At 71.8% G+C, this 26,433-nt stretch carries 25 protein-coding genes, 1 tRNA gene, 1 other RNA gene and 2 pseudogenes; 18 read left to right on the top strand and 11 right to left on the bottom strand.

Features of this window, described 5'->3' with window-relative positions; genetic code table 11:
- Positions 1–155: 155 nt before the first annotated feature.
- Positions 156–1,329: pseudogene (locus ACGRHY_RS12480) on the bottom strand (D-arabinono-1,4-lactone oxidase).
- Between the two features lie 179 nt (positions 1,330–1,508).
- On the opposite strand from ACGRHY_RS12480, the gene ACGRHY_RS12470 reads away from it, so the two are divergent.
- From ACGRHY_RS12470 to ACGRHY_RS12460, 3 genes and pseudogenes are all read left to right on the top strand, one after another.
- Positions 1,509–2,360 (top strand): patatin-like phospholipase family protein, encoded by an 852-nt coding sequence (locus tag ACGRHY_RS12470; protein ID WP_394635416.1) that lies wholly within the window; start codon positions 1,509–1,511, stop codon positions 2,358–2,360.
- Positions 2,361–2,437: 77 nt separating this feature from the next.
- A pseudogene (locus ACGRHY_RS12465) lies at positions 2,438–2,908 on the top strand (RNA-guided endonuclease InsQ/TnpB family protein); the annotation flags it as partial.
- 161 nt (positions 2,909–3,069) lie between these two features.
- Positions 3,070–3,507, top strand: coding sequence for a zinc ribbon domain-containing protein (locus ACGRHY_RS12460; RefSeq protein ID WP_394635415.1), 438 nt, complete (start codon positions 3,070–3,072; stop codon positions 3,505–3,507).
- Here ACGRHY_RS12460 and ACGRHY_RS12455 read toward each other — a convergent pair.
- A complete protein-coding gene (locus ACGRHY_RS12455; protein ID WP_394635414.1) occupies positions 3,411–4,580 on the bottom strand; it encodes a glutathione-independent formaldehyde dehydrogenase in 1,170 nt (389 codons plus the stop codon). The genes ACGRHY_RS12460 and ACGRHY_RS12455 overlap by 97 nt on opposite strands.
- Before the next feature lie 240 nt (positions 4,581–4,820).
- Between ACGRHY_RS12455 and ACGRHY_RS12450 the strand changes: the two genes are divergently transcribed.
- From ACGRHY_RS12450 to gap, 4 genes are all read left to right on the top strand, one after another.
- A complete protein-coding gene (locus ACGRHY_RS12450; protein ID WP_394635413.1) occupies positions 4,821–5,675 on the top strand; it encodes a universal stress protein in 855 nt (284 codons plus the stop codon).
- A 41-nt stretch (positions 5,676–5,716) separates the two neighbouring features.
- The gene (locus tag ACGRHY_RS12445; RefSeq protein ID WP_394635412.1) at positions 5,717–7,354 is read left to right on the top strand and encodes a cation:proton antiporter; all 1,638 of its coding nucleotides are present in this window, start codon (positions 5,717–5,719) and stop codon (positions 7,352–7,354) included.
- A gap of 56 nt (positions 7,355–7,410) precedes the next feature.
- A complete protein-coding gene (locus ACGRHY_RS12440; RefSeq protein ID WP_394635411.1) occupies positions 7,411–8,367 on the top strand; it encodes a GlxA family transcriptional regulator in 957 nt (318 codons plus the stop codon).
- Positions 8,368–8,476: 109 nt separating this feature from the next.
- Complete coding sequence (gap, locus tag ACGRHY_RS12435) at positions 8,477–9,484, top strand: type I glyceraldehyde-3-phosphate dehydrogenase (RefSeq protein WP_394635410.1); 1,008 nt, start codon at positions 8,477–8,479, stop codon at positions 9,482–9,484.
- 213 nt (positions 9,485–9,697) lie between these two features.
- Here the strand turns inward: gap and ACGRHY_RS12430 are convergent, their stop codons facing one another.
- The 5 genes from ACGRHY_RS12430 to ACGRHY_RS12410 form a co-directional block, all read right to left on the bottom strand.
- On the bottom strand, positions 9,698–10,048 hold the full coding sequence (locus tag ACGRHY_RS12430) for a MerR family transcriptional regulator (RefSeq protein ID WP_394635409.1): 351 nt from the start codon (positions 10,046–10,048) through the stop codon (positions 9,698–9,700).
- Positions 10,049–10,557: 509 nt separating this feature from the next.
- A complete protein-coding gene (locus tag ACGRHY_RS12425; protein WP_394635408.1) occupies positions 10,558–10,884 on the bottom strand; it encodes a CBS domain-containing protein in 327 nt (108 codons plus the stop codon).
- A gap of 44 nt (positions 10,885–10,928) precedes the next feature.
- Positions 10,929–12,422: a DEAD/DEAH box helicase gene (locus ACGRHY_RS12420; protein ID WP_394635407.1), complete on the bottom strand. Its 1,494-nt coding sequence runs from the start codon at positions 12,420–12,422 to the stop codon at positions 10,929–10,931.
- 233 nt (positions 12,423–12,655) lie between these two features.
- Positions 12,656–12,859, bottom strand: a complete 204-nt coding sequence (locus ACGRHY_RS12415; protein WP_093851824.1) for a cold-shock protein — start codon at positions 12,857–12,859, stop codon at positions 12,656–12,658.
- A gap of 670 nt (positions 12,860–13,529) precedes the next feature.
- Complete coding sequence (locus tag ACGRHY_RS12410) at positions 13,530–15,002, bottom strand: AAA family ATPase (RefSeq protein ID WP_394635406.1); 1,473 nt, start codon at positions 15,000–15,002, stop codon at positions 13,530–13,532.
- 519 nt (positions 15,003–15,521) lie between these two features.
- On the opposite strand from ACGRHY_RS12410, the gene ACGRHY_RS12405 reads away from it, so the two are divergent.
- The 9 genes from ACGRHY_RS12405 to ACGRHY_RS12365 all read left to right on the top strand — a co-directional run bounded on the left by ACGRHY_RS12405 (position 15,522) and on the right by ACGRHY_RS12365 (position 21,040).
- Positions 15,522–15,659 carry a hypothetical protein gene (locus ACGRHY_RS12405; RefSeq protein ID WP_394635405.1) on the top strand — a complete coding sequence of 46 codons (138 nt, stop codon included), beginning with the start codon at positions 15,522–15,524 and terminating at the stop codon, positions 15,657–15,659.
- Between the two features lie 7 nt (positions 15,660–15,666).
- A complete protein-coding gene (locus ACGRHY_RS12400; RefSeq protein WP_394635404.1) occupies positions 15,667–16,389 on the top strand; it encodes a hypothetical protein in 723 nt (240 codons plus the stop codon).
- Positions 16,386–16,730, top strand: a complete 345-nt coding sequence (locus ACGRHY_RS12395) for a hypothetical protein (RefSeq protein WP_394635403.1) — start codon at positions 16,386–16,388, stop codon at positions 16,728–16,730. Before ACGRHY_RS12400 ends, ACGRHY_RS12395 begins: the two co-directional genes overlap by 4 nt.
- 465 nt (positions 16,731–17,195) lie before the next feature.
- Positions 17,196–17,603, top strand: coding sequence for a hypothetical protein (locus ACGRHY_RS12390; RefSeq protein WP_394635402.1), 408 nt, complete (start codon positions 17,196–17,198; stop codon positions 17,601–17,603).
- Positions 17,604–17,628: 25 nt separating this feature from the next.
- Entirely contained in the window at positions 17,629–18,198 is a 570-nt protein-coding gene (locus ACGRHY_RS12385) for a cysteine hydrolase family protein (protein ID WP_394635401.1), read from the top strand.
- Between the two features lie 4 nt (positions 18,199–18,202).
- Positions 18,203–19,153: an FAD-dependent oxidoreductase gene (locus ACGRHY_RS12380; RefSeq protein ID WP_394635400.1), complete on the top strand. Its 951-nt coding sequence runs from the start codon at positions 18,203–18,205 to the stop codon at positions 19,151–19,153.
- Positions 19,154–19,511: 358 nt separating this feature from the next.
- Positions 19,512–19,796 carry a hypothetical protein gene (locus tag ACGRHY_RS12375; protein WP_093847112.1) on the top strand — a complete coding sequence of 95 codons (285 nt, stop codon included), beginning with the start codon at positions 19,512–19,514 and terminating at the stop codon, positions 19,794–19,796.
- On the top strand, positions 19,778–20,191 hold the full coding sequence (locus ACGRHY_RS12370; protein ID WP_093847114.1) for a PIN domain-containing protein: 414 nt from the start codon (positions 19,778–19,780) through the stop codon (positions 20,189–20,191). The genes ACGRHY_RS12375 and ACGRHY_RS12370 overlap by 19 nt, the downstream gene beginning before the upstream one ends.
- A gap of 75 nt (positions 20,192–20,266) precedes the next feature.
- The gene (locus ACGRHY_RS12365) at positions 20,267–21,040 is read left to right on the top strand and encodes an aminotransferase class IV family protein (protein WP_394635399.1); all 774 of its coding nucleotides are present in this window, start codon (positions 20,267–20,269) and stop codon (positions 21,038–21,040) included.
- A 242-nt stretch (positions 21,041–21,282) separates the two neighbouring features.
- Here ACGRHY_RS12365 and ACGRHY_RS12360 read toward each other — a convergent pair whose 3' ends face one another.
- From ACGRHY_RS12360 to ACGRHY_RS12345, 4 genes are all read right to left on the bottom strand, one after another.
- Positions 21,283–22,188: a type I restriction-modification system subunit M gene (locus tag ACGRHY_RS12360; RefSeq protein WP_394635398.1), complete on the bottom strand. Its 906-nt coding sequence runs from the start codon at positions 22,186–22,188 to the stop codon at positions 21,283–21,285.
- Between the two features lie 189 nt (positions 22,189–22,377).
- Positions 22,378–22,992, bottom strand: coding sequence for a hypothetical protein (locus ACGRHY_RS12355; protein ID WP_394635397.1), 615 nt, complete (start codon positions 22,990–22,992; stop codon positions 22,378–22,380).
- A complete protein-coding gene (locus tag ACGRHY_RS12350; RefSeq protein ID WP_394635396.1) occupies positions 22,989–23,429 on the bottom strand; it encodes a hypothetical protein in 441 nt (146 codons plus the stop codon). Before ACGRHY_RS12350 ends, ACGRHY_RS12355 begins: the two co-directional genes overlap by 4 nt.
- 369 nt (positions 23,430–23,798) lie before the next feature.
- A tRNA-Ser gene (locus tag ACGRHY_RS12345) sits at positions 23,799–23,886 on the bottom strand.
- A gap of 106 nt (positions 23,887–23,992) precedes the next feature.
- On the opposite strand from ACGRHY_RS12345, the gene ffs reads away from it, so the two are divergent.
- Together ffs and ACGRHY_RS12335 are read left to right on the top strand one after the other, a co-directional pair.
- Positions 23,993–24,089: signal recognition particle sRNA small type (gene ffs, locus ACGRHY_RS12340), an RNA gene on the top strand.
- Positions 24,090–24,169: 80 nt separating this feature from the next.
- Complete coding sequence (locus tag ACGRHY_RS12335) at positions 24,170–26,428, top strand: DNA polymerase III subunit gamma and tau (RefSeq protein WP_394635395.1); 2,259 nt, start codon at positions 24,170–24,172, stop codon at positions 26,426–26,428.
- Positions 26,429–26,433: the final 5 nt, after the last annotated feature.

Below are 26,433 nucleotides of genomic sequence, written 5' to 3'. Positions count from 1 at the left end.
CTGAGGGAATGATCCCGGCACAACTGGCCCGTTTTGGGGGAAGTGATCCGCCCGCACGCCGGGGCCAAACCCGCCCGATCACGGGAACACGGGACACCGGCCCTCCCGGTCGCCGCCTCCGCCCGGCCGCCGTTGACCCGCTGACCGGCTGTCGGCTACCGGCCGCGGGGAAACCAACGGTCGATCAGCGCGTTGCGGAACACGCCCGCCGGGTCGAAGCGGTCCAGCAGCGCCCGGAAGTCCTCCCAGCGTGCGTACGAGGCGCTCAGCGTCTCCGTCTCCGTGGACGACAGCTTCCCCCAGTGGGGGCGCGCGTCGAAGGGCGCGAGCGCCTCTTCGACGCGGAGCAGCACGGGGTCGACGGCGGCGGCGTCGGACGTCCAGGTGAAGTGGAGGGCGACGCCGTCGCGGCCGTGGGCGGGGCTGAGCCAGTGCGGATCGGCGGCCACGGTGCGTATCTCGGATACCTGCAGCACGGGGGCGGGCAGCGGCCCGAGTTCCCGCAGCGCCGCGAAGGCCTCGCCCGCGCGGCCGGCCGGCACGGAGTACTCCGACTGGAGCTCGTTCCCGGCGCTGGGCGTGAACCCGGAGCGGAAGTGCGGCAGCCGCTCGTCCCACGGCCCGGGCACGCCCTGCTGCCCGGTGGCGTTCCCGGTCGGCATCCCCTCGATCGGGTGACGGGGGCCGTCGGCGGGGCGGGCGCCGGTCCAGGCGAGGCCGGGCATCGGGTCACCGGCGCGGCGCTTGGCCCACACGCGTGCCGGGCCGGTCCAGTCGGTGAAGACGCTGACGCTGTACGCGGCGCCGAACACCTTCTCCGGGTGCTCCGTCAGCACCGCCCAAGGCAGCCCTTCGTGGACGTACTGCCCCACCTCGAACGCCGGGCACGCCTCCAGGGTCAGGGCGGTGACCGCGCCCAGGGCGCCGAGCGAGACCACGGTCCCCTCGAAGCCGGCGTCGCCGCGCGAGACGGTGACCTGCGAGCCGTCCGCCGTGACCAGTTCCACCGACCGTACGGCGGCGGCCAGCGTGCCGCCGCAGCACCGGGCACAGCTCGCCGAACCGGACCGCGCCGGCGGCCCGGACCGCGCCGCCGAACCGGACCGCGCCGGAGGCCGGGTCCGCATCGATGGTGCGGGGCAGGTCGTCGAGGGTGATCAGGTCGCCGGTGGTGTCGGCGATCCGGTTGAAGGAGTGGCCCGAGCCCAGCACCCGTACGCGGTCGGCCGCCGCGACGATCTCCCGTAACCGGTCCGTCGTCGCCGGGCGGTGCAGGGTCCGGGCGGCGAACTCGACGTTCCCGGCCCAGTTGGTCGGCGTCGCGGCCATGGAGCCTCCAGCCTCGTGGAATCGATCGGCCGTGCGAGCGTATGCCACCGGTGCGGCGGTCAGGGGCGCCGGCGGGGCGGTCGTGGTGCGGCTGCTTCCGCCCGGCGGCGGGTAGGCGGACACGGTCGGTGAGGGAGGACGAGGGAGAACGAGGGAGAACGAGGGAGGAGGCCGGCGCCGTGGCGGAGAGGGCGCTCGTACTGGGCAGCGGCGGGCACGCGGGCGGGGCGTGGCAGGTGGGTGTGCTGGCCGGGCTGGCCGCCGCAGGTGTGGACCTCGCCTGCGCCGACACGGTGATCGGCACCTCGGCGGGAGCGGTGGTCGGCGCCCGGCTGGCGGCCGGGGAGCATCCGGAGGAGCTCCACCGGCGGCAGTCGCAGGCGGCCGGCCCGGATCCGGAGGTGGCCGGTCCGAAGGCGCGGATCACCCCCGGCGCGGCCCTGGGGTTCCTGCGCGCCCAACTGGGCCGGCGCACCCCGGAGGCGGTGGCGCGGCGGCTGGGGCGGATGGCGCTGGGGGCGCGCACCGCTCCGGGGGAGGAGGTGCTGGAGGCCATGGCCGCCCTGCTGCCGGTGCGGGCGTGGCCGGACGCGCTGCGCGTGACCGCCGTGGACGCGCACACCGGCGCGCTGGGGGCCTTCCACTCCGGCAGCGGCGCCGGCCTGCTCCGGGCGGTCGCCGCGAGCTGCGCGATGCCGGGCCTGTGGCCGCCGGTCGCCCTGCGTGGGCGGTGGTGGATCGACGGCGGCGTGCGGTCGACGACCAACGCCGACCTGGCGCGCGGCCACCGCCGGGTGGTGGTGCTCGCCCCGCTCCCCAGGGCGTTCGGGCCGGGCCCGAGGGCCGAGTGGCTCGCCACCCGGCTGCGGGCGGAGGGGGCGGAGGTCGCCCTGCTCGTCCCGGACGCCGCCGCCCGCCGGGAGCTCGGACGCAACCCCCTGGACGCCTCCCGCCGGGCGGCCTGCGCACGTGCGGGACGTGCGCAGGCCGCCGCCCACGCGCGCGCCGTGGCCGGTGTCTGGCACGGCTGAGCGCCCGGCCGCCGGCGGCCGGGTCCTACCGGCGGCCGGACACGCGTACGCCGGGCACGGGCACCCGCGACCAGTCGGTGCCCGACCCCAGGCGCAAGGACGCCCGGCAGGCCGTCCGCTTCACCGCCAAAGCCCACTGGCCGATCACCCCGGGGCGCAAACTGCGCCTGCCGAAGATCGGCGACATTCCGGTGCGCTGGTCCCGCTCCCTGCCGTCCGCCCCGTCCGCGGTCACGGTGGTCCGGGACAGCGCGGGCCGGTACTCCGCGGCCCTCGTGGTGGAGACCGGACCCGGGGAACTGCTGCCGGAGACGACGCCCGGGGTCGCGCCCGAGCTGGGAATCGGTCTCGGGCCGACCCACTTCGCCGTCCTCTCCGACGACACGAAGATCGACTCCCCGCGGTTTCTGCGCCGGGCCGAGAAACGCCCGAGGAAGGCACGGCGGGCCCTGTCCCGCGAACAGCAGAACAGCAGGAACCGGGACGAGGCCCGGGGCCGCGTCGCACGGGCACACGCGAAGGTCGCCGACGCGCGCCGCGAGTTCCTCACCCCCATGGCCTTCGGCACGGGAGTGCCCCGTCCGCCTCTCCACCGGGATCGTCCACGAGAACCAGGCAGTCGCGGTGCAGGACCTGTGCGTGCAGGGACTCGCCCGCACCCGCCTGGCCAGGTCCGTGCACGACGCCGGATGGTCGGCGTCCGTGGAACATGCTGGAGTACAGGGCCGCCCGCTCCGGGCGCACCTTCCTCAAGGCCGGCCGCTGCGGGCCGACCGGCCGGGTGTGCTCGGCCTGCGGCGCCCAGGACGGCCCCGGGCCCCTGCACGTCCGGGTGTGGACGTGCAGGGCGTGCGGAGCCGTCCTGGACCGGGAGATCAACGCGGCGGTCGACGTCGCCAGGGCGGCCGGACCGGCCGTGCCGGCCCGTGGAGCGCAGGCAGGACGGGCGTTTCGTCCCGGCGCAGCGCGGAGAGGCGGGAACCCACCCGACACCGCGGCCACAGGCGACGCGGTCGACGGGAATCGCCGTCCCTCAGGGCGGCGAGGATGTCAAGCCGACACCTTCTGCTTCTTGTGCCCGTCGCCCATCTCGGGCTTGAGGAGCACCTTGGTCCAGCCCTCGTCGCGTTTGTCGAAGTGCTGGTAGGCATCCGGGGCCTCGCCCAGCGGGATCCGGTGGGAGACCACGAAGCTGGGGGTGGCGCGGCCGGCGATGATCAGGTCGCGCAGCTGGCGGTTGTACGACTTGACGTTCGCCTGGCCGGTCCCCATCCGCAGGCCCTTCTCGAAGAACCTGCCGATCCGGAAGAGCAGTTCGCCCTTCTTGGCGCTCTCGCTGGGGCCTCCGGGGTCGGCCGGCACGTAGAGCCCGACCACTCCGAGCATCCCGGTGGGGCGCACGGCCTCGACCAGGGCGTTGAGCACCATCGCCGGCTGCTCCTCGCCCTCGGGGACCGTGGCCTGGTAGCCGACGGCGTCGATGCCCTTGTCGGTGCCCTCCCCGTTCGTCTGCTCCTTGATCTGCTCGGCGGCGTCGCCCTTGCTGTAGTCGACCGGGATCGCGCCGATCCGGCCCGCGAGGCGGAGCCGGTCCGGCTGCTTGTCGACGACGAAGACGCGGGAGGCGCCGCGCAGCACCGCGGAGTAGGCCGCCATCAGGCCGACCGGTCCGGCGCCGAACACGCACACCGTCTCCCCGGGGGAGACCCGCGCCAGCTCGGTGGCGTGGTAGCCGGTGGGGAAGATGTCGGCGAGCAGGGCGAAGTCGTCCTCGTGCTCGGTGCCCTTGGGCAGTTGCAGGCAGTTGAAGTCTGCGAACGGCACGCGCAGGTACTGCGCCTGGCCGCCGGTGTAGGGGCCCATCGACACATAGCCGTAGGCGCCGCCCGCGAAGCCCGGGTTGACGGTCAGGCAGAAGCCCGTCCGCCCGGCCAGGCAGTTCTTGCAGAAGCCGCATGCCACATTGAACGGCATGACGACCCGGTCGCCCTTCTTCACCGAGGCGACGCCGGAGCCGGTCTCCTCCACGACCCCCATGTTCTCGTGGCCGAACACGATGCCCGGCTCCGCGCCGGTGCGGCCCTCGTACATGTGCAGGTCGGAGCCGCAGATGGCGGATGTGGTGACCTTGACGAGCACGTCCGTGGGGTCCTGGATCCGGGGGTCGGCGACCTCCTCGACGTCGACGCTGAACGGTTCCTTGTAGACGACGGCTTTCATCGCTGCCTCCTTACGGCGTGGCGCGGCGCACACGGTCCGCGAGAGCGCCGTCGCGGCGCGCGTCACATGTGGTTGATTCCGCTCATACTTCGCATTCTCGCCGATTCGACCAGGCGGGTGTCCGTGGGCAGGCCGGTGAAACCTGCCGGAGCGCGCGCCGGGCGGAGGGGGCGTGCCCGGGAGGCGCCGTGTCGACGAAAGGGACTAATCTGGCATGGGGTCCGGTCGACCGGGGTGGTGATGCCGGTGTACTCAGTGCCGCCCCGGTGCGTACTGGCGGTCACCGACCTCTCCGAGCCGGCCGGGGAAGCCGTCGGCCGTGCGGCCCGGCTCGCCGCGCCGTACGGCGCGCAACTGCTCGTGCTCTACGTCGCACCGCCGGCCGTGGACCCGGAGCTGGTGGAGTTCGCCCGGCTGCGGCTGCGCTCCCACCTGCGCCGGCACGCCCACGGCGTACCGGCGGCCCGGGGGACGGTCCGCACCGGCAGGGTCACCACCGTCGTGCCGGACGAGGCGGGCGGGGCGGGCGCCGATCTGCTGGTGCTGGGGGCCCGCGGCCGGCACCGGCCCGGCGGTACCGGGCTGGGCGGCGTCGCCGGGAACCTGGTGCGCTCCAGCGAGGTGCCGGCGCTGGTCGTCAGGCGGGTGCCCGGCGGCGCGTACCGGAAGGTCCTGCTCGCCGTCGACCTGTCCACCGCCTCCCTCGCCGCGGCCCGTACCGGGACGGCGCTGACCCCGGGCGCGGAGCGTCTGCTGGTCCACTGCGTCACCGTCCCCGGCGAGCATCTGCTGCGCATGCGGGGGGTGCCGGAGGAGGAGCTGGAGCGGTTGCGGCGCACCCGCACCGAGCAGGCCCGCCCGGCCGCCGAACGGATCGCGGCGGACCTGGCACCGCGTCCGGCGCGCGTCCTGGTCGCTCCGGGACGCCCGCAGGACGCCGTACCCCGTCTCGCCGGAGGGGAGGGGGCCGACCTGGCCGTGGTCGGGACGGGCACGCGCTCGGCGGCCGGCCACGCCCTCCTCGGCGGCGTCGCCCAGCACGTGGTGTCCGAGGCGCCGTGCGACGTGCTCGCAGTCCCGGGGCCGGGACGATGACCGTCTTCCCGCAGCGAACGAACCAGTGATCGGACCGGGCCATGGATCCGTACGACTTCCCGCTCGTCGCCGCGGTCCTCGCGATCTCCGCCGCCGTGGGCCTGCTGGCGACACTGCTGAAGCAGCCGCTGATCGTCGCCTTCATCGGCGTCGGCATCCTGGTCGGCCCCGCGGGCGCCGGCTGGGTGGAGGCCGAGGGCACCGTCGAGCTGCTGGCCCGGCTGGGCATCGCGGTGCTGCTGTTCCTGGTGGGACTCCGGCTCGACCTGCACCTGGTGCGCACCACCGGGCCCATCGCGCTGGCCACCGGGCTCGGCCAGGTCCTGTTCACCTCGGTGATCGGCTTCCTGATCGCGCTCGCGCTGGGCATGGACACGGTGACGGCGCTCTACGTCGCGGTCGCGCTCACCTTCTCGTCCACGATCATCATCGTGAAGCTGCTGTCCGACAAGCGTGAGCTGGAGCAGCTCCACGGCCGCATCGCGGTGGGATTCCTGATCGTGCAGGACATCGTCGTGGTGCTGGTCATGATCGGGCTGACCGCGTTCGGGCAGCGGGCCGGAGACAGCGGCGGCGGCATGGCCCTGAACATCGCCCTGGTCTTCGCCAAGGGCCTGGGCCTGCTGGCCGGCATCGCCGCGCTGACGCGCTACGTCCTGCCCGGTCTGCTGCACCGCGTCGCCCGCTCCCAGGAACTGCTGCTGCTCTTCGGCTTGGCCTACGCGGTGTCGGTGGCAGCGCTGAGCGAGTGGCTCGGCTTCAGCTCCGAGGTCGGGGCGTTCCTGGCCGGGGTCTCCCTGGCCGGCACCCCCTACCGGGACGCCATGGGGGCCCGGCTGGTCAGCCTGCGCGACTTCCTGCTGCTCTTCTTCTTCCTGGAACTGGGAGCGCAACTCGAGTTCACCGACGCGGGCACGCAGATCGCCGAGGCGCTGGTGTTCTCGGTCTTCGTGCTCGTCGGCAACCCGCTGATCGTCGTCGTGATCATGGTGGCCATGCGCTATCCGGTCCGGGTGGGCTTCCTGGCGGGGCTGACGGTCGCCCAGATCTCGGAGTTCTCCCTCATCCTCGCAGCCCTCGGCTACAGCCTCGGGCACATCACCGGCGCCACCGTCAGCCTGATCACCGTCGTCGGTCTGGTCACCATCGGCGCCTCCACCTATCTGATCCTCTACTCCCACCAGATCTACGGTCGCCTGGAGCGCCGGCTGGCGAGGTTCGAGCGGACCGGCGCCCGCCACGCCGAACCCACCGACGCCCACCGTGACGCCGACGTCGTCCTCTACGGGCTCGGCCGCTTCGGCGGCCTGCTGGCCGACCGGCTCAGCCGGTCCGGGCACCGGGTCCTGGCGGTGGACTACGACCCGCACCGGGTGGCGCGCAACGACCGGGAGGGGGTGACCGCGGTCTTCGGCAGCGCCGAGGACGTCCACTTCCTTGAGTCCCTGCCGCTGGCCCGGGCCCGCTGCGTGGTGTCCGCCATCCCGGTGGCGGACACCAACCGGGCGCTGCTGCACGGGCTGCGCCACCACGGGTACCGGGGCGTCACAGCCGTCACCGCCCACAGCCGGCGCGACGCCGAGCACCTGCGCGCCGAAGGGGTCGACCTGGTCATCGAGCCGTTCGCCGCCGCGGCGTCGGACGCGGCGGCGGCCCTGGACGGGCTGCTGCGCGACTGACGCGGAACCGGGGGCGCAAACGGACGTCTCGCGCGCTCTCCTCGTACCCTGTCCCCGTGCCGTTCCCCCGTCTGCGCCGCGTCGCCGTCCTGGTCCTGGAAGGCGCCAAGCCGCTCGACGTCGGTATCCCCGCGCAGGTGTTCACGACCCGGGCGAGCATGCCGTACGAGGTGCGGGTGTGCGGGGCGGCGCCCGGCCTGGTGACCGGCGGCGACGGCCTGTCCTACCACGTCGTCCACGGCCTCGAAGCGCTCGCCTGGGCCGAGACCGTCTTCATCCCCGGCTACCGCTTCCCCGACCGCGACGACCCGCCGCCGGCCGTCGTCGACGCGCTCTCGGCCGCCCGTGCCCGGGGCACGCGGCTGGCCGCCATCTCGACGGGCGCCTTCGCGCTCGCCGCCACGGGCCTGCTCGACGGCAGACGTGCCACGACGCACTGGCACTACACGCGGGCGCTCGCGGCGAGGCACCCGTCCGTCCTGGTCGACGAGAACGTCCTGTTCGTCGACGAGGGCGGGGTGCTGACGTCGGCCGGGGCCGCCTCGGGCATCGACCTGTGCCTGCACATCCTGCGCGGCGACCTCGGGGTGGCCGCGTCCAACCACGCGGCCCGGCGCCTGGTCGCGGCCCCCTACCGCAGCGGCGGCCAGGCGCAGTACGTGCCGCGCAGCGTGCCCGAGCCGCTGGGCGAGCGGTTCGCCGCCACCCGCGAGTGGGCGCTGCGCCGGCTCGGCGAGCCCCTCACCCTCGAACTCCTCGCCCGGCGGGCGGGCGTCTCGCCGCGCACGTTCTCGCGGCGCTTCGCCGAGGACACGGGATACACGCCGATGCGGTGGGTCATGCGCGCCCGCGTCGACGCGGCCCGTGAGCTGCTGGAGCGCTCGGAGCGGAGCGTCGAGCGGATCGCAGCCGACGTCGGCCTGGGCACCGGCGCCAATCTGCGGCTGCACTTCCGGCGTGTCCTGGGCACCACGCCGAGCGAGTACCGGCGCACCTTCGCCCGGGGCGGGTAGCGCGGCGGCCCGCCGCCGCGTGGCGTGATCCTCGCGAACCATGGCGTTCGCGCCGCTGTCACGGGCGCATGCCCCGCGCGACGCTGGTGCGGACCGGAGGAGGCCACCCATGACCCGTATCGCCATCAACGGATTCGGCCGCATCGGGCGCAATGTGCTGCGCGCCCTGCTGGAGCGCGAGAGCGCCCTCGAAACCCTGGAGATCGTCGCCGTCAACGACCTGACGGAACCCGCCGCACTCGCCCGGCTGCTCGCCTACGACACGACGGCCGGCCGGCTCGGCCGCCCGGTGAGCGCCGACGGGGACACCCTCGTCGTCGACGGCCGCCGTATCGCGGTGCTCGCCGAGCGCGAACCGGCGAGGCTGCCCTGGGCACGACTCGGCGTCGACATCGTGCTCGAGGCGACCGGCCGCTTCACCCCGGCCGAGGCCGCCCGCGCCCACCTCGACGCGGGCGCGCACAAGGTGCTCGTCGGCGCGCCGTCGGACGGCGCCGACGTCACCCTCGCGTTCGGGGTCAACACCGGCGCGTACGACCCGGCCGCGCACACGATCGTCTCGAACGCCTCGTGCACGACCAACGCCCTCGCGCCGCTGGCCGCCGTGCTCGACGGACTCGCCGGCATCGAGCACGGCTTCATGACGACGGTGCACGCCTACACCCAGGAGCAGAACCTGCAGGACGGCCCGCACCGCGACGCCCGCCGGGCTCGCGCCGCGGCCGTCAACATCGTGCCGACCACGACCGGCGCCGCCAGGGCGATCGGCCTGGTGCTGCCGAACCTCGACGGCAGGCTGTCGGGCGACTCGATCCGCGTACCGGTCCCGGTGGGCTCGATCGTCGAACTGAACACGACCGTCGCCCGCGACGTCACGCGCGAGAAGGTGCTGGAGGCGTACCGCGCCGCGGCACGGGGGCCGCTCGCCGGCATCCTGGAGTACTCGGAGGATCCGCTGGTGTCGTCCGACATCACGGGCAACCCGGCCTCGTCGGTCTTCGACTCGGCCCTCACACGTGTCGACGGCCGCCACATCAAGGTGGTCGCCTGGTACGACAACGAGTGGGGCTTCTCCAACCGCGTGGTCGACACCCTCGAACTCATGGCCACCCGCTGACCGGTCGCTGCCGCCATCGGCGGCACCGCGATCGCCGTTCTCGCCGTACGCCGTCGCAGGGCCGTGGCGGGCGGGTAACGGACCGTGCCGTCCGGCGTGGCCGGCGGGAGGAACGGTTCCTCTCCGCTCACTCGTCAGGGCGGACCGCCGCGTGTGCGTCTTCGCTCGTGCGCGTCCGGAGCCGTACGGGCCCGGGCCGGCCCGCCCGCGCGATCAGCCCGAACCGGGACCGGAACCGCCGGACGCCTCGTTCGCGGCGCGGCGGTACTCGGCGTTGATGCGCTGAGCTTCCTCGAGCTGGTCCTCGAGGATGACGATGCGGCAAGCGGCCTCGATCGGGGTACCCCTGTCGACGAGCTCGCGGGCACGGGCGGCGATCCGCAGCTGGTAGCGGGAGTACCGGCGATGCCCGCCCTCCGAGCGCAGCGGAGTGATCAGCCGCGCCTCACCGATGGCCCGGAGGAAGCCAGGGGTGGTGCCGAGCATCTCGGCGGCCCGGCCCATGGTGTACGCGGGGTAGTCGTCGTCGTCCAGACGATCGCTGAGCGGAGTATCTGCTGCCATGTCACCTCGTTGTGCACTGCGTCGAGGGGCCCTGGCACCGTATGGCACCAGGGCCCCGAAGGAAATTCAACACCATCCGCCGGCCCACGTGCTGTGCCGGTCTTCTGTTCCCGTCACCCGGCCCGATGAGTAGGGAGGCGCGGGGATCGCGGCTGCGCGACCGGGGACCACGCCCGTTCCGGGGGCTTGCGGTACCCGGCCGGGGAGCTTCTCGGACCGGGGGGCGGCGGTGCCGGACAGGCCGGTGCGGAGGTGGGAAGCGCGTGCGCCGGAGCTCCTCACGACGGTGAGGGCTCTGCCGACGCGCGTCGGCAGAGCCCTCACCGGGTCTTCTGATGGCGGTTTCCCGCCCGCGCCTCACACCCCCGGGGAGTCGGCGCCTCCGAGCAGCGCCGACTGGTCACGGAATCGCCCGTGACGGGCTCGGGCGTGACGCCCTTCACCGAGGCCGGCGCCCCGGTCCTGGTCAGCTCGGACGGTTACCGGGCGATGACACAGCACGCGGTGTCTCACCGGGTGAAGGAGGACGGGCCGGCCGGGCGGGGCGGAGCGGCGGGTGAGGTGAACGGTCCGGCGAGGACGTCCCGCAGGCGGACCCGGTCCGTGTAGGCGGGGCTGTCGCGGAGAACGGTGAGCCGGGCCAGGGTGATCAGGCCCGTGCTCTGGTCGTCCCCGTCGCAGAGGACGAGGTGATCGACACGGGCGCCGGCCATGAGGGACAGAGCCACCTCGACCGTCATGTCGTCACGGACCCGGGGTCCGGACGCGCTCCTGCCTGCGGCCACGGCATCGGGTGAGGGATCCACTGCACGGTGCTGCGTCTGGGTCGGCGTCAAGGTGTCTCCTACCGGAAGGGGGTGGGCCAGTGGTCGCGACGGCTCTAGGCAGCCGAGCCGAAGCCGGGCCGCCGCTGTGCCCCGCGGTGCGCCGCTTCGCCGACGGGCCTGCCCCGGCCTGCGCGGCCCCGGTGGCCCCGGCGGCCCCGGGACGAGGAGGACGCGCCGCGGGAACGTTCCGCTTCCGGCGCGGTGACGACGACCGGAACACCGGAAGGGGCCTGGGCGCCTGTGATGCGGCTCAGCTCCGCCTCGCCCGAACGCACCTGGGTGATCCGGGGAGTGATGCCCGCCGAGGCCATCAGCCGGCTCATGCCGTGACGCTGCTCGGGGGTCACCAGGGTGACGACGCTGCCGGACTCGCCGGCGCGGGCGGTACGGCCGCCGCGGTGCAGGTAGTCCTTGTGGTCACCGGGCGGGTCCACGTTGACGACCAGGTCGAGGTTGTCGATGTGGATCCCGCGTGCGGCGACGTTGGTGGCCACCAGGACCGCGACGTGCCCGCTCCTGAACTGGGCCAGGGTCCGCGTGCGCTGCGGCTGGGACTTGCCACCGTGCAGGGCCGCGGCGCGGACACCGCTGTTCAGCAGGTGTCTGGTCAGCCGGTCCACCGCGTGCTTGGTGTCGAGGAACATGATCACCCGGCCGTCCCGCGCCGCGATCTCGGTGGTCGTTTGGTGCTTGTCCGCGCCGTGCACATGGAGTACGTGGTGCTCCATGGTGGTGACGGCGCCCGCCGACGGGTCGACGGAGTGGACCACCGGGTCCGTCAGGTAGCGGCGGACCAGCAGGTCGACGTTACGGTCGAGGGTGGCCGAGAAGAGCATCCGCTGCCCGTCGGGACGCACCTGGTCGAGCAGAGCGGTGACCTGGGGCATGAAGCCCATGTCGGTCATCTGGTCGGCCTCGTCGAGGACTGTGGTGCCGACACCGTCCAGCCGGCAGTCGCCCCGGTCGATGAGGTCCTTGAGCCGCCCGGGTGTCGCGACGACCACCTCGGCCCCGGCGCGCAGCGCACCGGCCTGCCTGCCGATGGACATCCCGCCGACGACAGTGGCCAGCCGCAGGCTCACGGAGCGGGCGTACGGGGTGAGCGCGTCGGTGACCTGCTGGGCGAGTTCGCGGGTGGGGACCAGGACGAGGGCGAGCGGCTGCCGCGGCTCGGCACGCCGACCGGCTGTGCGGGCCAGTACGGCGAGGCCGAAGGCGAGGGTCTTGCCCGAGCCGGTGCGGCCACGGCCGAGTACGTCACGGCCGGCCAGGGAGTTCGGCAGGGTAGCCGCCTGGATCGGGAACGGCACGGTCACACCTTCGCGGCCGAGCGTGGCCAACAGCCGCGCGGGCATGTCGAGATCGGCGAACGCCCCGACGGCGGGCAGCGCGGGCGTGATCGTCTTCGGCGGAGCGAACTCGCCCTGTGGGGCCCGTCCGGTCTGTCGGTTTCCGTAGCCTCCGGAGCGGCGCGGGCCACCGGAGCGGCTGCCGCCGGAGCCTCGTCCGAAGCGGTCGTACGTGCGGGATGCGCGGGCACTCTTCATGCGGAACCTTCCTTGGTGCGGCACGTGGCAAGGAATTCCCGCAGCAGATGAGCGGCGCAGAGAATCTCGAGACGAGCCGAAGACGATGTGGGCCGACGCGGACCGGCGGGGAAAGCGTCACCGGTCGGTGAGCGGTGGAGTCTTTTCCGCCGCGCGCCCTGAAACGCGGCGAGCCGGGGCCCGCACCCCTCCAGGTGCGGGCCCCGGCTGCGAAGTATGCGTCAGCGCCGGTGTCAGGCGGAAACGATGTTCTCGGCCGTCGGGCCCTTCTGGCCCTGCGCGATGTCGAACGACACCTTCTGGCCCTCCAGGAGCTCGCGGAAGCCCTGAGCGGAGATGTTCGAGTAGTGGGCGAAGACGTCGGCGCCGCCGCCGTCCTGCTCGATGAAGCCGAAGCCCTTTTCCGCGTTGAACCACTTCACGGTGCCGGTAGCCATTTCATTTCTCCTTCGGAGGCGGTTTCAGGAATTCACCCTGTGTGAACCCCGTGTCGCCGTGATGATTACCTCGTCGGAAATGAATCTTCTGGCAACCACACCTGCAACTGAGATCGACAGTAGCACGGTGCGATCGGCCCTGCACGGCCGATAATTCCACTCCGGTCGGGGGTCGAGGAATGCTCGCCGTGTCCCACGCCTATTTCTCATGTCGCGGGCACAGATATTGCTCTTCGCGGATGCGGTCTTTCTTCCGTGCTCTTCCGCCCGCACCTCCGTGACCTCCGTCGACGGGGAAGCGCCGCTGCCGTCGGCGGACGGCACGAGGGCGAGCGCGCCGGGACTCCACCGCCGCGACGAAGGTCACACTCCCCGTGAGGACCCTTCGTCGAGGCGGGGAAGCCCGTCCCACGGAACCGCGGCCACGGGGACCCGATCCCGCTCACGCCCCGCGCCGGGCAGTTCCCCGGGGCCGTACGCCTCCATCACCGACAGGTCGGACCCGGCCGGGAGGGGAAGCACGGGCTCGCGGCTGAGCAGGTGGTCCACGGAGGCGAATGAGACCAGGGACGAGACCAGCCTGCTCCGGCTTCCGGGCGTGCCACAACGCCGGCGGCAGGTCGGCGCTCACCATGGTGTCCCTGCCGGGAACGGGTATGGGGGGCGTACGTCAGGCCTGGCTGTAGAGGGTCGCCAGGTCGATCAGCTGGATGTCCGGATCGGCCGCTGACGCGGCCTGCGCCTTGTCGTTGAATCCGGCTCCGCTGAAGCACAGGAGCCGCGTGTCGGTGGTGTCGTAGCGGCCTGCCAGGGTGACGAGGTCGCGGATGTGCCGGAGACGTTCGATGTGGGCGGCGCCCATGGTGTCGTTCCACTTGGCCTCCCCGATGGCCAGCAGTGGTGGCTTGGTGCCATCCGCGATTCCGATGACCGCCACGTCGACCTCGTGGCCGGTGCGGGCCCTGGAGTCGTGGACGACGCCCTGTGCGACGCGTGCGGGCAGACCGCCCAGGAGCTCGGGGTCGGCGTGGTGCAGCGCCCAGTCGCGGCAGACCTGTTCGAAACGGGGCCCGAGGACGTTGCTGACGTAGCGGCGACGACTGGCCTGCCAGACTCGTGTCCCACTGCCGGGGCGTTCGAGCTGGTCCCAGACCGGTCGCATGATCGCGTGGTAGAAGCCGATCAGCGGTTCGGCGATGCGGTAGGTGGGACGGTTGTCGCGGAAGGCGTCCGCGTCGCGGTGCAGCAGCCCCGCGTCTTCGAGGACGTTGATGGGGTGGGCGATGTCGGTGGCCTTGCGTTCCAGGTAGCCGGCCATGCCCCCGCGGGTGGTGTTGCCGTCGGCGACGGCGGCCAGGACGGACAGATACAGGGCGGTGTCGCGAAGGTCGGGTTCTTCGGCCAGCAGATAGCGGGCCTCGCGGAACAGGGGGGTTTCGGGATTGAGGACGGTGCGGACGACCCAGTCGTCGAAGTCGTCCGGCCCCTGTGGCGTGTCGCCGCGTGCGAATTCGCGCCGGTAGGCCGGGGTGCCGCCCACGATCGCGTTCACCTTCATGGCCAGGTGGGGGTCGGTGATGCCCCAGAATTCGGCGGCGAGGCGGTGATCGAGTGGACGGACGACCAGTTCCAGCCCCGCCCGTCCGCGCAGTGGGGCGTTGCCCGAGAGCAGCCGGCCCATGAAGGACAGCGCCGAACCGCACAGCAGCAGCCGGGTACGGGAGCCGGTGCGCTGGTCACGCAGGGGCCGCAACGCCTCCTGGATGATGGAGGGCAGCTCCGGGTTGGCCTTGGCCAGGTACGGAAACTCGTCGATCACCACGGGGACGGGCCGCTCGGCGCCGAGCGCGAGCAGTGCGTCGACGGCCTCCGCCCAGTCGGCGAAGTGGAACGGGCTGGCAGGACGGACGTGGGCGGTCAGCGCCGCGCTGATCCGCCGTAGCGACTCGGCATCGGCGGCCTCGGTCGCACCGAAGTAGAACCCTCCGGCAGCGCGACAGGCGGCATCCAGCAGGAACGTCTTGCCCTGGCGGCGGCGCCCGGAGACCACGCCCAGGGTCGCGCCGGGCTGCGGGTCGGTGATGAACCGGCTCAGCGCCGACCACTCGTAGTCCCGGTCGAACATCTCAGCCGGCTTGTCCACGAGCTGCTCCAGAGATAGAAGTACACTTCCATAAAACATACCCCTACTTCCTGACGGTGTTCGCGGCGTGCGTCCGCCGGTCCGGGCGTTCGGTGCTCGCCAGGGAGTGCCGTGGTGGCGCACCGCCGCAAAGAATGTCGTGAATGTCGGGAGTGAGCGAGCCCGAAACCGAGACCGGGGAACGGCGAAGGTCCCGGCCGCCGGGCGGCCGGGACCTTCGTTTCGGCTGGTCGGCCGTGGCGGAGGATACGAGATTCGAACTCGTGAGGGGTTGCCCCCAATACGCTTTCCAACTGTCCGCCCGGGCGTCCGGCGAGAGCCGTACCCGTCCTGATCTGCGGCGGAGCGGGTGATGGGAAGCGTTTCGGACGGCCCCGGACGGGGGCGAATGAGACCAGAACCGAGACCAAGGCGAGAGGAACGCTCTGTCCGGAGGCCGTCCCCGCTCGCCCTGCGGCTCGGTTCCGATCCCGCCGGCCACCAAAGGGCGGGCGGATCCCCCAGGAACTCTACGGCGACATGGTCACGCTCCTGGCCGCGCTGTCCAGCAGGCTGAAGTCCGCCGGCGACGACTACACGGCATACGACGCGGACGTCCAGCAGCAGATGGACACCATCCTGGCCTCGGGCCGGTTCGTAGCCGCCGAGGACCGGTGACCCGGCCATGACCTATCGCGAATCCGTGGAGTTCCTCCAGGACGCCAACCCGGCACTCATCGACCGCGGCGCCGCGGAGTTCCGCCGCCTGCACAACCTGATCGAGTCCACCGACGACTCCTTCCGCAAGGCCGGGAAGATCGACTGGGTCAGCGAGGCCCACGACCGGTACACCAGGCGGCTGGACGAAGCCCGGCAGATCTCCGAGGCCCTCTCGGCGAGCTTCCGCAAGGTGTGGAAGGCCCTGTCCGCCTACGCCGACGCGGTCACCACCGCCAAGGACCACTACGCGAGCGGCAAGCACACCGAGGGCAAACTCGCGGATGTCATGGCACGGGAAGCCACAGCCGTCACGCCGACGGCCCGCGCGGCCGAGCCGCTGCGGCAGTGGGAGGACCTGCGGGCCGGCACCGGCTTCCTGGACTTCCTGGCGGAGCTGACCGTCGACGTCGACGCGATCCGCGAAGAAGCCGAGGACTACTACAACAAGACCAAGGACCACTACGGCGACGCCCTGCGGGTGGAGCCGGAGGCGCGCGAGAAGTGCGTTGCCGACATCAGGGCGGCCTACCGCTCCCTGCCCGACTTCCGCGGCACCGTTCCGGACCCGCTGAAATTCCTCAACGGCCTAGACGCCCTGCGCCCCGAGGTACGGCAGGCCGCCGACGCCCAGGCGTACGGCCGGGGTTTCGATCAGAAGCTGGACCAGGCGAAAGAGGCACTGAAATGAGCGGTGCAGCCTCCTCCCCCGCCCCGGCGCGGGGCGGACGGAGGCCGAACACCACCGGCCGCGCCGGCACCGTGGTGGGTGCGGTCCTCCTGCTCCTGGCGCATGCGGTGGCGGGCTACCTCCTCTTCTTGGCGTACATGTCCGGGACCGCCAATCCGTGGGAGCCGGACGCAGCCGCCCACTCCGGCATCGCCGCAGGGCTGGTGCTGCCGGTCACCGGCGTCTCCGCGCTGCTGACCCGGGGGTTCGTGAGGGCCGGGCACCTGCGCCGGTGGTGGTACGCATTCCCCGCGATCCTGGGCCTGACCGCGCTGCTGCGGCTGACCGTTCTCGCGCCCTGAATCCGGGCGAAAGCGCACCTCTGGACGCAAGACCGCACGGCTACCGCTATGTATACGGGCATGGTCCCCACTGCGGCATGTCAACCGCTCGGGGTCTGGGACTGTAAAACGTTCGGCTCTGTCTCACTTCCGGTGGTGACGGAAAGTGACAGTAATGTTGGGCAGGTCGTAGACCAGAATCCGAAGGTCAGCGGACCGTGGCGGTCGTTCTTCGGTACCGGCTGACCGGCCCGGCACCTGTCCGCGAGAGTATGGCGCGACAGGCCCAGTGGTCTCGGTGCGCTGCCATCCGTTCGAACTGTCGAGGTCAGAGCGTCGGCCGCACTCTCTGCAAGCAGCGCCGCTCAACTCTTGCGTTCCGTCACCACCGGAAGTGAGACAGAGCCGAACGTTTGACAGACCCCCGCCCTGCGCCTGCTGTCCACGCCCTCTGTCCTGGTCGACCGCGGCGCCCCGGGCGGGCCCGTGCCCCTGGACGGCACAGTCGAGGAGTCGCTCCTGGCCACCAGCTTCGACCATCCGGACATCGTGTCCTTCGGCGTACGGGGAGTCTCCACCGCCTACGCCGGCTGGTCCGGGCACTCCCGTGAGCGCAGCCTCTCCATCGACGAGCTGGTCACCTGCGAACTGACCGTCCAGGCCCTGTGGTGCTTCACTCGCCAGATCCAGCAGATGATCGAGGACGGAAGAGACCCTTCCATGCCCGAGCAGTACGGCTGGCGTTTCCTGCGCGCCGCGTACTCCCGGCTCACCACCGCCCGTGCCCAGGAGACCGCGCAACACGTCCTGATGCGGGAGGCCATCATGAAGACCAGCGGGCTTGCCGAACGGCTGCGTGCCGCGCAGGACGCTCTACGTGAGAGCGCCGACTGAAAAGACGGGTCAGGAGAGACAACGGATGGATATCGGCAGTGCCGCGCTGATCGTGGTGGACATGCAGAACGGGTTCGTGAACCATCACAGCCGCCACGCCGTGCACGCGGTCTCCGACGTGGTCGCCCAGTGGTCCGCCGCCGGCCGGCCTGTGGTCTTCACCCGGTACTTCAACTATCCGGACAGTCCCTACGAGCGCTTCTTCCAGTGGCGCCGGCTCCGGGAACCACCCGAGACCGACATCGTTCCCGAACTCACGGAAGCGGTCGCCCGCGCACACGCGGTCGTCGACAAGACCGGGTACACGCTCTTCACCCCCGAAGCCACCGAACTGATCCGCCAGTCCGGCTGGACCGACCTCGTGTTCTGCGGGATCGCCACGGAGAGCTGTGTCCTGAAGTCCGCGGCCGACGCCTTCGAGCACGACTACCCGCCCTGGATCGTCACGGACGCCTGCGCCAGTGACGCGGGCCCGGACGTCCACGATGCCGGCCTCCTCGTCGCCCGCCGCCTGGTTGGAACCGGCCAACTCGTCACCGTTGAGCATGTGATGGGGCGACTCGCTGCGTACGCCGGGGCCCCGGTGCTGGAATAGCCCCATGGCCGACACCCCGTCCCCGCCCCCGGCCCGTACCGGTTCGCCCGCCACCCGTGACACGGACCTGATCGTCGTCGGCGGTGGCCCGGCCGGCTGCGCCACCGCCCGCATGGCCGCCGGCGTCGGCATGCGCTCGATCCTGGTCGAGCCGGACCGGCTGTGCCGCAACCTCTACCGGATCCCGGCCCTGAACAACGTCCTGGGCGGCCACACCAGCGGCCCCGAGCTGGCCGAGACCATCACCGCGGAGCTGAAGGACACACAGCTGTGCCGCCTCGAACTCGGCCGGCATGTCACCGAACTCCGCGCCGACGAAGACCGCGTGACCGCCACGCTCGACACCGGCGCCCGTCTCACCGCTCCGTACGCCATCGTCGCCACCGGCACCGGCCCCCTCCAGCCTTGCGACGCCACCTGGATCACCGCCCCCGACGGCCTGACCCTGCCCCCGCTCTGGCAGGCCGGCGAGGCCGACGCCGAGGGCCGCACCCTTCTCGTCCTCGGCGGTGACCGCCCGGTCGGCACCTTCCTGCGCGCCCACCCGGCCACCGGCACGCGCCTGCTGGTGGCGTATCCGGCGGCCGACGACTACAAGGTCGAGGAGATCCGCGAGGACCCCCGGGTCACGCTCCTGCCCGTCGGGCACCTGACGCTGGAGCCCGCGGAGGGCGCCGCCGTGTCGGCGGAAGTGGTGGGCCGCGGCGGTGAGCGGCGGGCGGTCGCGGCGGACGCCGCCTACCTCAGCATCGGGAACGCGCCGACCGCCCCGCCCGGCGATGTGGTCCGCGGTGCGGACGGATACTGCCCGCCTACCGACCAGCATCCCCGCGTCATCGTGGCCGGTGATCTGCGCTCCGCCCGCTTCCAGCGGATCATGACCGCCATGGGCTCCGGCAGCGAGGCCGCACTACGGGCCTACTACGCGACCGGACAACCACTCACCGAAGGCTGAGGAGATGTCCCGAAGCCGAGCCAGGCGCGGCGCAACCGAGGGCGCGGAACGACGAATGCCCCGACCGTGATCGGTCGGGGCATTCCGTCTGCCCTGGTGGGCGCTGCGGAGGATACGAGATTCGAACTCGTGAGGGGTTGCCCCCAACACGCTTTCCAAATGCTCGTCCGGGGGTCCGGTGGCGGTCGTATGCGTCCTGACCTGCGGTGAAGCGTTCGGATCGGCTCCGTCTGGACGGGGCTGGACGGGGGCGAATGAGACCAGAACTGAGACCACGACGTGACGGGCGGGCGGCTCACGTCGTTCGGTGGGTGCTGCACCCGAGCTGAATTCCTACTTGTTTGATAAACTTGGTCCCATGGGCGAGATTCCTTACAGCGTCGGCGAGGGGCCGGCCACCAGGGTCAGCCTCTCCCTTCCCGAGGGAACGGCTGAGGCGATCCGCCGACGGGTCGGCAAGCGTGAGTTCTCCGCGTTCATCACCGAAGCGGTGGAGCGCGAGCTGCGCGGTCAGATCCTGGACGAGTACCTGGCCGACTACGAACGTCGTCAGGGGCCGATCTCCGAGCACGAGCAGGAGCGGGCACGCCGGGTCTTCGACGAGGTGTTCGCCGAGGAGGGGCAGTGGCCCGCCGCAAGCTGAGCCACGAAGGCACCCTCGTACTCGACTGTGAGGGTCTGTCGAAGTTCGTCAGTGATCACGAGCCCGTCGTCGCCCTCATCGCCGAGGCCCGCAAGCGGGGCATGGAGGTGGTCATCAGCGCGCTCACCATCATCGAGGCGGTGCATCGCCGGACCGACAGGGCGCGGCTCGCGTGGGTCCTGTCCGGCGTGCGGATCGTGCCCGTCGGTGACGAGGAGGCCAAGGCCGCCTCGGCCATGCTGATCAACGCCGGGCTGCACGGTCACAAATACGCCATCGACGCTGCAGTGGCCGAGACGGCGCTGCGTCAGCGCCGCCCGGTCGTCATGCTCACCTCGGACATCGACGACATGACGAAACTCTGCGGCGACAGGGTGCGCCTCGTCGCCGTGTAGCCGATGCCTGCAAGATCTGCTTGTCCCGCTCCGTCTCGCCCGTGCCTGCCGACTGCGGGTGTCAGGCTCAGGGGCATGGCGGAACTCAACGGCGAGCCGGTCGGTCCTGACGCCCTCCAGGCCCTGGCGCTGACCAACTACGGCCACTTCACGTCGGTGCGCGTCGAGCAGGGCCGGGTACGCGGACTGTCCCTGCACCTGGACCGGCTGGTGCGCGACTGCCGGGCGGTGTTCGACACCGACCTCGACCCCGAGCGTGTCCTGGAGTTCGTCCGCAGGGCCGCTCCCCGGACCGGAGCCTGTGTCGTCAGGGTGACCGTCTTCGATCCGGCGCTGGACCTGGGCCGCATCGGATCGGACGCGCACCCGCACGTGCTGGTGACCACCCGAGCCGCCGGCAGCCTGCCGCTTCCGCCGCTGCGGGTCCGGTCGGCCGTGTACACCCGGGACATGCCCGAGGTGAAGAGCGTCGGGCTGTTCGGCGCGCTGCGGCACCGGCGCGCGGCACAGCGCGCGGGCTTCGACGACGCGCTGTTCGTGGACGGCCGGTCCATGATCTCCGAGGGCGGCACCTGGAACATCGGCTTCGTCCGGGGCGGGCAGGTGGTGTGGCCGGAGGCGGAGTGCCTGGCCGGCACCACCATGCGGCTGCTCCAGCAGGTCCACACCTCGGTCTCGGCCCCGGTGGGACTCGCCGACGTCACCGGGTTCGACGCGGCCTTCGCCACCAACGCCGCCATCGGCGTCCGGGCCATCAGCCGCCTGGACGACCTCCCGCTCCCGGACACACACCCCCTGATCGAAGAACTGCGCAAGGAGTACACAGAGGTCCCCGGAGACTTCCTGTAACGACCTCACCGGAGAATGTTCTTGAAACGGCAGGAAATCGGCAGCTCACAGGGGGAGTGGCTGAGGTGGCGACCGTTGAACGATGGACCGGTGTCGAGGTGCGGGCACTGCGGCAGGCCAAACGCATGAGTGTCGAGGCATTCGCCGCCCACCTGGGGGTGAGCAGTCGTATGGTGTCCAAGTGGGAGGCTCGTGGTCAAGCGATTCAGCCCCGCCCGGTCAATCAGGCAGCATTGGACACCTCACTGGCCGCATCTCGGGGGAACCTCAACCGCAGCTTCCGAGGCCCTCCAGTCCACGCCGTAGGGCGGGTTGGACATGCAGAAGTCGAAGGTCTTGTCGAAGAACTTGTCGTCGGCCAGGGTGTCGCCGAGGCGGATGTTGCCGACGTCCTGCCCCTTGCCGATCAAGTCGGACTTGCAGATGGCGTAGGACAGGTCGTTGATCTCCTGCCCGTACAGACGCAGGCGCGCATGCTTGTTGCGCTCCAGCAGGCGCTCCTCGGCCACCGAAAGCATGCCGCCGGTGCCGGCGGTCGGGTCGTAGATCGTGCGGATGGTGCCCGGCTCCAGCAGGGCCTCGCTCTCCTCCGCGAACAGTAGGTCGACCATGAGACGGATCGCGTCGCGCGGCGTGTAGTGCTCGCCGGCCTCCTCGTTGGAGGCTTCCGCGAACTTGTAGATCAGGTGCTCGTACAGGTCGCCCATCGCCGCGTTGGGGACGGTGTCGGGGTGCAGGTCGACCTCGGCGAACTTCGAGACGATCAGGTACAGCCGGTTCTTCTCGTCGAGCCGGTTGATCTCGGCCTCGAAGCCGAAGCGCTCGAAGACGTCGATGTTGCCGGAGAAGTGCGAGATGTAGTCGATCAGATTGGCGCGCAGGCCCTCGGGGTCCTGGAGCAGCAGGGCGAAGTCGTAGGGCGAGGTGTTGTAGAAGGCCAGGCCGGTCTTGCGCTTGACCTGGACGTCCAGAGCGCCGCCGGCGTATTTCCCGGCCAAGGCGCGGACCTCGTCGCGGGTGGGTTCGAGCAGGCAGTCCAGACGCCGCAGGATCGTGAACGGGAGGATGACGCCGCCGTACTGGTGCGGCCTGTAGACGCCTCGCAGTTGGTCAGCGATCGACCACACGAAGTTACCCAGGGTGCTCAACTCGGTCCTGCCTTCTGACCACCGGTGGTGCGGGCAAGCATTGCAGAGAGTGCCGATCCGGTCGGCCGAATCTCCGATCTCCAGGCAGTGAGAGCCGCCTCACCGGGGCGCCTCGCTGCATGAACCGCTTGTCCTCATGATCTGGGGTCGGCGGCAGAGCCGCCGACCCCAGATCATGCCAATGGAAGCTCAGGCCGCCGTAGCGGGGGAGGCCGTCTTCTTCTCGGTGCTGGTCGGGTTGAGCAGCTGTAGCACTTCGCTGTAGACGCCCTCCGGGTCGTCAGTCTCCAGGATCAGCACGGCCAACACGTCGAGAGCACAGCGGACCTTCCCGTCAGAGCCCTTCTTCGCCTGCTCGATCTTTTCGAGGTGGCGGGCGACCTCTGGCCGGGCGGAGGCGAACGCGGCGGGCAGCCCGGTGAGAGCGTCGGACAGGTCCCAGCCCTCCGGGATGAAGTACACCGCCTGCATCGGGTCCTGGCTGCGCACCTCTACAACGGGTTCGGTGACTCGCGGTCCACTGGTGATCTCCACGTTCAGGAGCAACTTCGAGGCAGCGCGGTACAAGGCTGTGAGGTCCGGGTCGTGGCCTTCGAGGACCACCTCGGAGATGGTGCTGCCCTCGGAGAACAAACGGACACGGCCAAGCATGACCACCGTGTCGAGGGAGGCCCGCTCGGGGTCGTAGGTGGCGGTGAAACGGTCGCCGTCGCGACGCACCATGATGGCATTCGCCTGATGTGCGTCACCCCGGCGCAGGCGGAGCGACACGGGCAGGAGGCGCTCAGGGGTCAGGATCTTCATGCCGGAACCCCCGCCCTCTGCCAGGTCCGCCCAAGGGCGTCGCTGTGGTCGTCGCCGTGGCCGTGCTGCCGGGTACAGGGCAGGCGATCGAGCCTGGTGTCGTCGGTGTCCGGTCGGCCGTCTGTACGGTCGCCGGTCAGCGGATCGCGGCCGGGGCGTCGCACCAGACACTCGGACCCGACAAGGTTGGCGAGGACCGTGCGCAGCGGGCTGGGCTCGACGCGGCTGCGCCGGCCGGTGATCTCCGCCGTGTGCTTGGCGATGAGTTCCGGAAGCTCTCTGAGCACGACCTGCGGGGCGCCAGCCTGTCGGCAGGCGGTGACCAGGTCCCCGGCCACCTTCGCGATGACCTGTTTCCCGACTGGGGTGACCTGGCCGTTCTCAACGACGAGGGTGTCCGGCGGGAGCGCGTCGAGGTCAATGTCGTTGGTGGGCATGATCGTTCTCCTCCCTATCGCTGTAAAGCCAGACAGGGCCTACCCATGGGCTGACCAGGTGCCTGTGCTCCATTCGAGGGGTATCCGGCCGAGCCCCGTTACGGGGTGGTCAGGTCCCGCGCTTCTGGTGGCAGACCCAGCAGCGCGAGCAGCCGGAGCAAGGCCCGTGATCGATGGGGCCGCCGGATTAGGGGAGGACGGAGGCCCGGAGCACGGCACGGGGACGCGTCGCTCGGCAGGCGCGGCGGGCGCTGTCCGCCCACGTCCGCGCCGATCCGATCACCGCGAATGAGACCAGAACTGAGACCACGGAACGACGAAGGTCCCGACCGCTGGGCGGTCGGGACCTTCGTTTCGGCTGGTCGGCCGTGGCGGAGGATACGAGATTCGAACTCGTGAGGGGTTGCCCCCAACACGCTTTCCAAGCGTGCGCCCTAGGCCTCTAGGCGAATCCTCCGCCGGAAACACTACATGACGCGGGGGAGCGGTTGCGAATCCGATCCCCGGTCACGCCCCCGCCCCCCTCCTGGGCCCGACCACCCTCCGGCATCCGGTACGCTTGGCGCAGCCCCTCACGTGGCGCCATCTCGCTGAACTCCCCCAGGGCCGGAAGGCAGCAAGGGTAGGTGAGCTCTGGCGGGTGCGTGGGGGGCGCCTGATTTTCCTCCCGCCGACAACTGTGCCCCCCCCCGTTCCGACGGGGGGCACAGTTGTCGGCGGCGGCCTATATCGTCGGAGGCGTGTCGTCCCTCGCGCTGTACCGCCGCTACCGACCCGAGACCTTCTCCGAGGTCATCGGGCAGGAGCATGTCACCGACCCCCTCCAGCAGGCCCTCCGCAACAACCGGGTCAACCACGCGTATCTCTTCAGCGGGCCGCGCGGCTGCGGCAAGACGACCAGCGCACGTATCCTCGCCCGCTGCCTGAACTGCGAGGAGGGCCCGACGCCGGATCCGTGCGGGGAGTGCCGCTCCTGCCTGGACCTGGCGCGCAACGGGCCGGGCTCGATCGACGTCATCGAGATCGACGCCGCGTCGCACGGCGGTGTGGACGACGCCCGCGAGCTGCGCGAGAAGGCGTTCTTCGGCCCGGCCTCCAGCCGGTACAAGATCTACATCATCGACGAGGCGCACATGGTCACCTCGGCGGGCTTCAACGCTCTGCTGAAGGTGGTCGAGGAGCCGCCGGAGCACCTGAAGTTCATCTTCGCGACGACCGAGCCCGAGAAGGTCATCGGCACGATCCGGTCGCGCACCCACCACTACCCGTTCCGCCTGGTGCCGCCGGGCACCCTGCGCGACTACCTGGCGGAGGTGTGCGAGCGCGAGGCCATCCCCGTCGAGGACGGGGTGCTGCCCCTGGTGGTGCGTGCCGGGGCCGGGTCCGTGCGTGACTCGATGTCGGTGATGGACCAGCTGCTGGCGGGCGCCGGCCCGGACGGCGTGACGTACGCCATGGCCACGGCGCTGCTGGGCTACACCGACGGCGCGCTGCTGGACTCGGTGGTGGACGCCTTCGCGGCGGGTGACGGCGCGGCGGCCTTCGAGGTGGTCGACCGGGTGATCGAGGGCGGGCACGATCCGCGGCGCTTCGTCGCCGATCTGCTGGAGCGGCTGCGCGATCTGGTGATCCTGGCCGCCGTGCCGGATGCCGGGGAGAAGGGGCTGATCGACGCCCCCGCCGACGTGGTGGAGAAGATGACGGCCCAGGCGTCGGTCTTCGGCCCGGCCGAGCTGAGCCGGGCGGCGGACATCGTCAACGAGGGCCTGACGGCCATGCGCGGCGCGACCTCGCCGCGGCTGCAGCTGGAGCTGATCTGCGCCCGGGTGCTGCTGCCCGCGGCGTACGGCGACGAGCGCTCCCTCCAGGCCCGCCTGGACCGTCTGGAGCGGGGCGCGAGCCTCGCGGGCGGTCTGGCGGCGGGCACGGGTCCGGTGGGTGCGGGTCCGGTGGGCGGCGCCCCCGCGGGGGCGCCGCCGGCACCGGGCGGCGGCCCGTCGGCGGCCCGTACGGCTCCGGCCGGGCAGCAGGACGCGCCCGCACCGCAGGCCCCGCCGCCCGCGCGGTCCGCCCAGCCCTCCGCGTACGCGGGGCAGCCGGAGAGCGGGCCCGCACCGGACGCCGGCGGGCAGCCCGGTGCCCGGCCGACGGCGGCTCCGGGCGGCGGCCGGGCAGAGCCGCAGGCCCGCCCCGGGGCGTGGCCCGGGCAGCAGCCGGCGCAGCAGCCCGACCGGCCGCAGGACGACGGCCGGCGCCCCGGTGCCTGGCCCACTCCGGCGTCCGCCCCCGCACAGGCGCAGGCCCCGGCCGTCCCCGCACCGCAGCCGCAGACCCCGGCTTCCCCGGCACAGGCCCCCGCGCCGCCCCAGGGCGGCGCCGACGCCGGGCAGGGAGCCGCGCAGGTACGGCAGATGTGGCCCGACGTCCTGGAGGCCGTCAAGGGCCGCCGCCGGTTCACCTGGATCCTGCTCAGCCAGAACGCGCACGTCGCCGGGTTCGACGGGACGACGCTCCGGCTCGGCTTCTCCAACCAGGGAGCCCGTGACAGCTTCGTCAACGGCGGCAGTGAGGAGGTGCTGCGCGCCGCGCTGGCCGACGCGTTCGGCGTGCAGTGGCGGATCGAGTCCGTCGTCGATCCCTCCGGCGGCTCCGCGCCGCCGCAGGGGCAGGCCCCGTACTCCCCCGGGGGCTCGGGAGGTTTCCGCTCGGCCGCCGTCGCGGCGCCCCCCGCTCCCGCCGCGCAGTCCCCGTCCTCCGCGCCGTACGCGCAGCAGCAGCAGTCGGCCCGGCAGCAGCCACAGCAGCCCTCCCGGCCGCAGGCGCCCCGGGAGCCCGCACCGCGCGGCGATTCCGAGCCGCCGCCTCCGCCCCCCGTGGCGCCTGAGGACGACATGCCCGCCGAGGACGACCCGGATCTGGACGACACCGCCCTGTCCGGCCACGACCTGATCGTGCGCGAGCTGGGTGCGACGGTGCTGGAGGAGATGTACCACGAGTGACGCCC

It is taken from the genome of Streptomyces shinuiensis (genome assembly GCF_043660855.1).
Taxonomy (GTDB): domain Bacteria; phylum Actinomycetota; class Actinomycetes; order Streptomycetales; family Streptomycetaceae; genus Streptomyces.
Note: the sequence above shows the minus strand (reverse complement) of the source record. Positions and strands in the feature narration are given on the sequence as shown.